Raw genomic sequence first — 7462 nt, 5'->3', positions numbered from 1 at the left:
AAACGGCTCTACCTGTAACAGGTCAGGGTGCGGGCAGTGCTGCTTCATCGGCACTTTTTCACCCACGCGCCAACGGCGGCGGCCAGTGCCCTGGATGATGAACACGTCGTATTGATCGAGATGCGGGCCAACGCCGCCGCCCGGCACCGAGAACGAAATCATCAGATCGTCCATGCGCCAGTCCGGCAGTTTACGGAATGGCTGCATCAGGGCACCGGAAGGTTGATGCCAGTGATCAACGGCCTGCACCAGCAATGACCAGTTGTTCTCCCCCAGATGGTCGAAACTTTCGAACGGGCCGTGGCCAACCTGCCAGCGCCCATCCTGATGGCTCACCAGGCGGCTATCCACCTCGTTTTCCATGGCCAATCCGGCCAGCTCATCCGGGGAAATCGGATCGATAAAGTTGTTGAAACCGCGCTTGATAATCACCGGACGCTTTTGCCAATAACGTTGCAAAAAGTCGTTCCAGTCCAGATCTATTTGGTAATCCATGTTCTATTCCAGGATAGAGTGAGCCTGCAGGGATTATAACGGAAGTTAGGCCCCGTGGATCGGAGCCTGAGCGACAGAATTTAATCGTGATGGTGAGAGTCGTGCTGGCGGGAGAAGGTGACCTCCATCCGTGCACCGCCAAGCGGGCTATCGCTGATGGTAATTTGCCCGTCATATTGTTCGATGATCTCGGCGGCGACCGACAGACCAATCCCCTGGCCAGGGCGCAGAGTATCGACGCGTTGGCCGCGCTGGAAGATCACCTCTCGCTTGCTTTCCGGGATGCCGGGGCCGTCGTCATCAATGACGATCGTCAGGTATTTGTCCGAGTGCAGCGAGGAGATTTCCACAAACTCCAGGCAATATTTACAGGCGTTCTCCAGCACGTTGCCCATCACCTCCATAAAGTCGTTCTTCTCGCCCATAAAGGTGACTTCTGGTGAGATATCGAGAGTGATCACTACCCCTTTGCGCTGATAGACCTTGTTCAGCGCCACGCTCAGGCTGTCGAGCAGGGCAGAAACCGAATGGATCTCGCGGGTCAGCACGGTTTGACCAGAGTTGATACTGGCCCGGTGCAGGTAATAACCAATCTGCTGCGAGATACGGCCAATCTGTTCGAGCATGATCGGCTCGACCTCTTCGATGGTGGTCTGTTTGCTGGAACGCAGCGAGCGTAGGGTGGTCTGCAATACCGCCAGCGGAGTTTTCAGGCTGTGGGTGAGGTCGGACAGCGTGGTGCGGTATTTGGTGTAGCGCTGGCGTTCGTTGCGCACCAGGATATTCAGGTTACGTACCAAGCCACGTAGTTCACTGGGGGGATTTTCATCCAGTTGCTCGCGCTCGCCGTTTTCCAATTCACTGACCTGGGTTATCAGCGCCTTGATCGGCCGCAAACTCCAATACGCGGCTAGCCACAACAAAGGCACTACCAGTAGCAGATTGGCCAGCAGAACGTAGCTGAACCATTCCCACACCACGTCCGAACGTTGCAGCTCCTGCGGAATGCTGTCGACCACCACAATGCTCAAGGCGGGCAGGCGTGGGGTGGCGGCATAGGTATTGACGGCTACCGAGTGGGTTAACGCCTCATGGTCGGTATCGTCATAGTCTTTCAGCTGATCCTGGGCTTTGGGGTTATCGCCGAGGACTTCGCTACTGACGCGGGTGTCGGTGTCGATCTCATAGAAACCGGACTCTTGCAGCCACTCTTTCTGGATCAGTTTTTCCAGCTCTGGCACCGAGCGCTGGCTCCACAGCAGGTTGCCTTTATCGTCGTAGATAAACACTAGCGTCGGGGAGTTGAGATCGAGGTCGGGCGGGATGGCAATGGTCAGCTTCTGGTCTTTCCACTGTGCCAGGCTGAAGAACAGGTTGCTCTCACCGCGCAGCAGGCGGAAAGCGGTTTTATCAAAGCTGACGATATAGCCGACGACCGCCACCAGCCCATAAGACAGCGACAGCGCCAGGATCACCCCGGCGGTAGCCATCAGAAAGCGGGCGCGCAGTGAGAAGGGCTTTTTATCTTTGTTGAACATCATGCTCACTTGGCATCGAAACGATAACCCTGGCCACGCACGGTGGTGATCACCTCTTGTGGGTATTCCGCCTGTAGCTTTTTACGCAAGCGGCCCATTAACACGTCGATGGTGTGGCTTTCGCGTAGTTCGGCATCCGGGTAGAGTTGCAACATCAATGAATCTTTGCTGACCACTTTACCCGCGTTACGGATCAGCGTTTCTATAATGGTGTACTCAAAGGCCGTCAGTTTGATTTGCTGTTCGTTGACGCTCAGCTCACGGCGTGAAAGATCGATCTGGAACGGTGGCAGCACAATCACCTGTGAAGCCAGGCCGCTGTTGCGGCGCATCAAGGCCTGCATGCGGGCAATCACTTCTTCCAGGTGGAAGGGTTTGGTGACGTAATCATCGGCACCGGCTTCCAGCACCGCCACCTTATCCTGCCAGCTTTCACGGGCGGTCAGCACCAGGATCGGCAACTTCATTTGGTTGGCACGCCAACGGCGGATCAGGCTCAGGCCGTCTTCACCCGGCAACCCGAGATCGACAATGGCGATATCTGGCGCATGTTCCTGCAGAAAATAGTCGGCTTCTTTGGCATCTTCTGCGGCATCGACCTGATGCCCCATTTCACGCATTTGCACACTAAGATGGTGGCGCAATAGGCCATTGTCTTCAACAACCAGTACTCGCATGGTACAGACTCCTGTTGTTAGGTGGGTGAAACACCAGACACCCACACTGAAAGGTTACACGCTGTTGCCCACGTTGTGGAAACGCGCTAGCTGACCATTCCCTGATCGTTTCATTCTGTCATCGATTGATTATCGGCAATGACTGATAAACGCAGGATAAACAGCGCAGTGCCAAAGGTAAACAAAACTTAAACAAAGCTGACTGCCTGAAGTGTGAGCGGGATCGCTGCAAAGGATTAAAGGTATCATTAAGGTATTATATAGGTATCGTAATGATGCTAATACCAGGAACCCTACACCGCTTTCCCGAGCCGATGCCGGGAAGGTAGCCAGCAAGGATACATAATAATGAAACGTCCTCATCTGAAGCTGTCTGTCATGATGTTTATCGAGTGGTTTATCTGGGGAGCGTGGTTTGTTCCCCTATGGCAATACCTCAACAAGCTGGGCTTTACGCCGGGCGAAATTGCCTGGTCGTACAGCAGTACGGCGATTGCGGCAATCCTCTCGCCGGTACTGGTTGGCGTTATTGCCGATCGCTACTTCGCCGCGCAAAAAGTCTTGGGTTGGTTGCATCTGGCTGGCGGGGTGCTGATGTTTATCATCGCCTGGCAAACCACCTTTGCCACCTTCTTCCCGCTGCTGGTGATTTATGCCATCACCTATATGCCGACCGTGGCGCTGACCAACAGCATCGCCTTTGCCAACATTACCGATACTGAAAAAGAGTTCCCGCGCATCCGCGTATTGGGCACCTTGGGTTGGATTGCCTCCGGTCTGGTGGTGGGCTTTATGCTGCCGCCACTGCTGGGGTTAGGCAATATTTCCGATAGCAACCTGCCGTTAATCATTACCGGTGTGGCCTCGATCGTGCTCGGTTTATACAGCTTTGTGCTGCCCAATACGCCAGCCAAGGGCTCTGGCCCGGTGGATATCAAGGCGTTGCTGGGCCTGAATGCGCTTGGCCTGCTGAAGGACCGATCATTTGCCACCTTCGCCCTGTGCTCGTTTCTGTTCTGTATGCCGTTGGCGTTTTACTACCAGTTTGCCAATGGCTATCTGACGCAGGTTGGGCTGCCAAATGCCACCGGCTGGATGACGCTGGGGCAGGTTTCGGAAATCTTCGCCATGCTGGCGCTACCGTTGCTGCTCAAGCGTTACGGCATCAAAAAGGTGTTGTTGCTGGGCTTTGTGACCGCAGCGATCCGCTATGTGTTCTTTATCTACGGCGGCACTGCCGACGTCTGGGCCTACAGCATGCTGTTCCTGGGCATTTTGCTGCACGGTGTCAGCTACGATTTCTATTTCGTGACCGGCTATATCTACGTCGACAAAAAAGCGCCGCCGCATATGCGTACCGCCGCTCAAGGCCTGATCACCTTGATTTGCCAGGGGTTGGGCAGCTTTATCGGTAACTGGCTCGGGGGGCGTGCAATGACCACTTTCGCCCTCGATCAGCCACGCGACGGGATGACGTTTGACTGGTTCGCCGTGTGGGGCGTTGGTGCGGTGATGGTGGTGGGCGTCATGCTGCTGTTCCTGCTGTTCTTCCGTGAACGCAGCGACAACATCACCCCGATTGACGTGGCACGGTCTTAATTCGTTGCGCCGGGCGTGTTGCCCGGCAAGGTAAAAATTCAGGAGAAACAGATGAAGCAGTTAACCCAGGAACAACGCGTGGTGGGTGCACTTTATGGCCAAATGCTGGGCGACGCGCTCGGCATGCCTTCCGAGCTGTGGCCGCGTGAGCGGGTTAAGCGCCACTTTGGCTGGATCGACCGCTTCCTCGACGGCCCGGCGGAGAACAACGCCGCCTGCTATTTCACGGCAGCGCAGTATACCGATGATACCTCTATGGCTCTGGCGCTCGCCGACGCATTGATCGAGGCCGACGGTGAAGTGCTGCCGGAGCTGATTGCCCGCAACGTGATCCGCTGGGTCGATAGTTTTGACGCCTTCAACAAAAACATCCTTGGCCCGAGCTCCAAACTGGCGCTGGGGGAGCAGAAGAAGGGCACGCCGATTAGCGATTTGGAAAACAATGGCGTGACCAACGGCGCGGCGATGCGGGTTTCCCCGTTGGGGTGCGTATTACCTTCTGCGCCGTTGGAGCAGTTTTGCCAGCAGGTTTGGCTAGCCTCCAGCCCGACACATAAATCCGATATCGCCGTTGCCGGGGCGGTAGTGATCGCCTGGGCGGTTGCCAAGGCGGTCGAAGGGGCCAGTTGGGCAGAGATCCGCCTGGCGTTGCCGGGGGTGGCGGATTACGCTCAGCGCCGCCAGAGCACCACCTTCAGCGCTTCTTTAGCGGCACGTATCGAACTGGCCTTCCAGGTCGTCGAACAGGCTGGCGGTACCGAGCAGGCCTCAGAACGGGTCTACCAATTGGTCGGCGCAGGGGTCAGCACCATAGAATCCGTACCGGCCGCGTTGGCGATGGTAGAACTGGCGCAAACCGATCCTACCCGCTGTGCGATCCTGTGCGCCAACCTGGGCGGTGATACCGACACCATCGGCGCGATGGCTACGGCGATCTGCGGTGCTCTGAACGGTATCGACGCGTTCGACGCGACTATGTTGGCAGAATTAAAGCGGGTGAATCCGCTGGATATCAACCACTACGCGCAGGCCTTTCTCCGTTTCCGCCAGCGCTGGCAGGAGGTTGAATGAGTAACGAAAGACGCGAGTTATTGCAGACGCTAACCCAGGGTGGCTGGCATCAGCAGTGCCCGGTTACGGTGATTGGCGCAGCGGTGATGGATATGGTGGTGAGCGCCGATGCCTTGCCAGTGCGCGGTGGTGACGTGTCGGCCCAGATGCAGGGGCTGCATTTAGGGGGCTGCGCGCTGAATATCGCCGTGGCTCTGCGCCAGTTGGGCATTACCAGCCGCAATCTGCTGCCGGTGGGAGAAGGCGTGTGGGCGGAGCGTTTGCGCAGCGAGATGGCGCAGCGCGGCGTGAGTTCCGATCTGCAAGTGGGTGGTGAGGATAACGGCTGGTGTCTGGCGTTGGTCGAACCGGACGGTGAACGTACCTTTATCTCTATCGATGGCATAGAGAACCAGTGGCAGCCTGAGTGGTTGGCAGACGTGACGCCACAAAGCGGGCTGGTTTACCTTTCCGGTTATCAGTTGGGTGCCAAGCAGGGCAACGTGCTGGTGGATTGGCTGTTACACCTGCCCGAACAGGTGCGGGTGGTGCTGGATATTGGCCCGCGCATCGATGTGATGGCAGAGAGCCTGCTGCAACGCCTGATCCGCCCTGGGGTGATCCTGACGCTAAATCAGCGTGAAGCCCAGCACCTTGGCATGCAGGAAGATATTGCCGGCTTTTGTCAGCAGTTATGGTCAACCACCGGGCAACTGGTGATTGTGCGCTGCGGCGGGGAAGGCGGATATTACTTTGCCGGGCCGGAGGATCAAGGCTGGATCGCCGCTCGTCAGGTCAAAGTGGTAGACAGCATTGGTGCTGGCGATAGCCACAGTGCCGGTTTGCTCGCCGGGTTGGCACTGGGTCTGACCGCCCGCCAAAGCATGACGCTAGCCAATAGCATAGCCGGTTACGTGGTATCGCAGGCCGGTGGGGATTGTGCGCCAACCCTGGCTCAGCTCCTGGCCAGCGAGGAGCTTAATCCTCGCTGATAAACTCGTACATGTCGCTGCGGCAGAAGCTTTCGCTGTATTCGATCGGTTTTTTGTGGCTGTCGAACAGCGTTTGCTTGATGATCAGCAGCGGCATTGCTTCTTTCAGCTGTAGCGCTTTCAGGGTTTCGTCATCGCTCATCGCGGCGCTGACCTGGCTACGTAGCGACCCCAGCTCAACGTTGTTCAAACGGAAGTAGTCATAGAGAGAAACGCCAATATCATCAACGTTGGCTATCGCTTCCGCCACCACATAAGACACCGCTACCGACATGGGGCGCTGATCGATAAAGTGAATACGTTTGAGTTTGTATACCGGCGTATGCTCGGCAAGTGCCAGTTTCTCGGCCAGTGCGCTATCCGCCGGGATTTGTTCACGACTGAGCCACATGGTGTCCGGCTTGCGGCCTTGCAGCATCACTTCGCGTGAAAAACCTTTCACATCCGCCAGCGAGTAGGCCAGTTTAGGCTGAGCCACGGTATTTTGAATGAAGGTGCCATAGCCCCGCGAGCGGCCGATGATGCCGTCCTGCTCCAGGCAGGCCAGGGCTTTGCGTACCGTAATGCGCGAGATCCCCAGCCGTTCGGTGAAATGGCGCTCACTGGGCAGAAAATCCCCCTGGCTCAAGATGCCAAGCTCAATGGCCTGTCGTACCGATTCGTTAAAGCGCAAGTAGAGCGGCATAGCGCCAGCGCTGGTCAGATCTTGTTGCAGTTTGTCCAGCAGGCGCTGGTTGGGATCCGTGCTCATCAGATTGCCTCCGGGAAAGCTGGGCCTTTAGGCCGGGGAGGAAAGGAGGCGGTTTTCAAGCTAACTTCTTTTTGTCTTTTCACTATAACCCCTGTAATTTTGTACATATGAAACGCGCCTACAAATATCGGTTTTATCCAACACAGGATCAGATTGAGTTTTTAGCTCAAACCTTCGGCTGTGTGCGTTTTGTCTACAATTCAGTTCTCCGCTGGCGAACTGATGCGTACCGAGAACGACAGGAGAAGATCGGCTACATTCAGGCCAATGCCCGACTAACCGCCCTAAAAAAAGAGCCTGAATTGACCTGGCTGAATGATGTTTCCTGCGTCCCGTTACAGCAGACTCTTCGCCACCAAC

The 7462-nt window shown here is 56.3% G+C and carries 8 protein-coding genes; 4 read left to right on the top strand and 4 right to left on the bottom strand.

Features of this window, described 5'->3' with window-relative positions:
* From ACLQ7H_RS00220 to phoP, 3 genes are all read right to left on the bottom strand, one after another.
* Positions 1-495, bottom strand: a 495-nt coding sequence (locus ACLQ7H_RS00220; RefSeq protein WP_411750934.1) for a cupin domain-containing protein, incomplete at its 3' end; no start/stop codon positions are given.
* Positions 496-575: 80 nt separating this feature from the next.
* The gene (gene phoQ, locus ACLQ7H_RS00215) at positions 576-2033 is read right to left on the bottom strand and encodes a two-component system sensor histidine kinase PhoQ (RefSeq protein ID WP_411750935.1); all 1458 of its coding nucleotides are present in this window, start codon (positions 2031-2033) and stop codon (positions 576-578) included.
* Positions 2034-2038: 5 nt separating this feature from the next.
* Positions 2039-2710 (bottom strand): two-component system response regulator PhoP, encoded by a 672-nt coding sequence (gene phoP / locus ACLQ7H_RS00210; RefSeq protein WP_021804688.1) that lies wholly within the window; start codon positions 2708-2710, stop codon positions 2039-2041.
* Positions 2711-3058: 348 nt separating this feature from the next.
* On the opposite strand from phoP, the gene ACLQ7H_RS00205 reads away from it, so the two are divergent.
* The 3 genes from ACLQ7H_RS00205 to ACLQ7H_RS00195 are packed head-to-tail and all read left to right on the top strand — an operon-like array spanning position 3059 to position 6351.
* Positions 3059-4309, top strand: coding sequence for a nucleoside permease (locus ACLQ7H_RS00205; protein WP_411750933.1), 1251 nt, complete (start codon positions 3059-3061; stop codon positions 4307-4309).
* Positions 4310-4360: 51 nt separating this feature from the next.
* The gene (locus tag ACLQ7H_RS00200; RefSeq protein ID WP_411750932.1) at positions 4361-5380 is read left to right on the top strand and encodes an ADP-ribosylglycohydrolase family protein; all 1020 of its coding nucleotides are present in this window, start codon (positions 4361-4363) and stop codon (positions 5378-5380) included.
* On the top strand, positions 5377-6351 hold the full coding sequence (locus ACLQ7H_RS00195) for a PfkB family carbohydrate kinase (RefSeq protein ID WP_411750931.1): 975 nt from the start codon (positions 5377-5379) through the stop codon (positions 6349-6351). The genes ACLQ7H_RS00200 and ACLQ7H_RS00195 overlap by 4 nt, the downstream gene beginning before the upstream one ends.
* Here the strand turns inward: ACLQ7H_RS00195 and ACLQ7H_RS00190 are convergent.
* Positions 6338-7102: a GntR family transcriptional regulator gene (locus ACLQ7H_RS00190; protein ID WP_411750930.1), complete on the bottom strand. Its 765-nt coding sequence runs from the start codon at positions 7100-7102 to the stop codon at positions 6338-6340. The two genes, ACLQ7H_RS00195 and ACLQ7H_RS00190, sit on opposite strands and share 14 nt — an antisense overlap.
* 107 nt (positions 7103-7209) lie before the next feature.
* On the opposite strand from ACLQ7H_RS00190, the gene ACLQ7H_RS00185 reads away from it, so the two are divergent.
* Positions 7210-7462 (top strand): helix-turn-helix domain-containing protein (locus ACLQ7H_RS00185; protein ID WP_411750929.1); only part of this gene is annotated, 253 nt, incomplete at its 3' end.

This window comes from Serratia sp. (in: enterobacteria) (assembly GCF_046715635.1).
In the GTDB taxonomy this organism is placed as follows: Bacteria; Pseudomonadota; Gammaproteobacteria; order Enterobacterales; family Enterobacteriaceae; genus Chania.
This window is presented reverse-complemented; position numbering and strand designations above follow the sequence as displayed.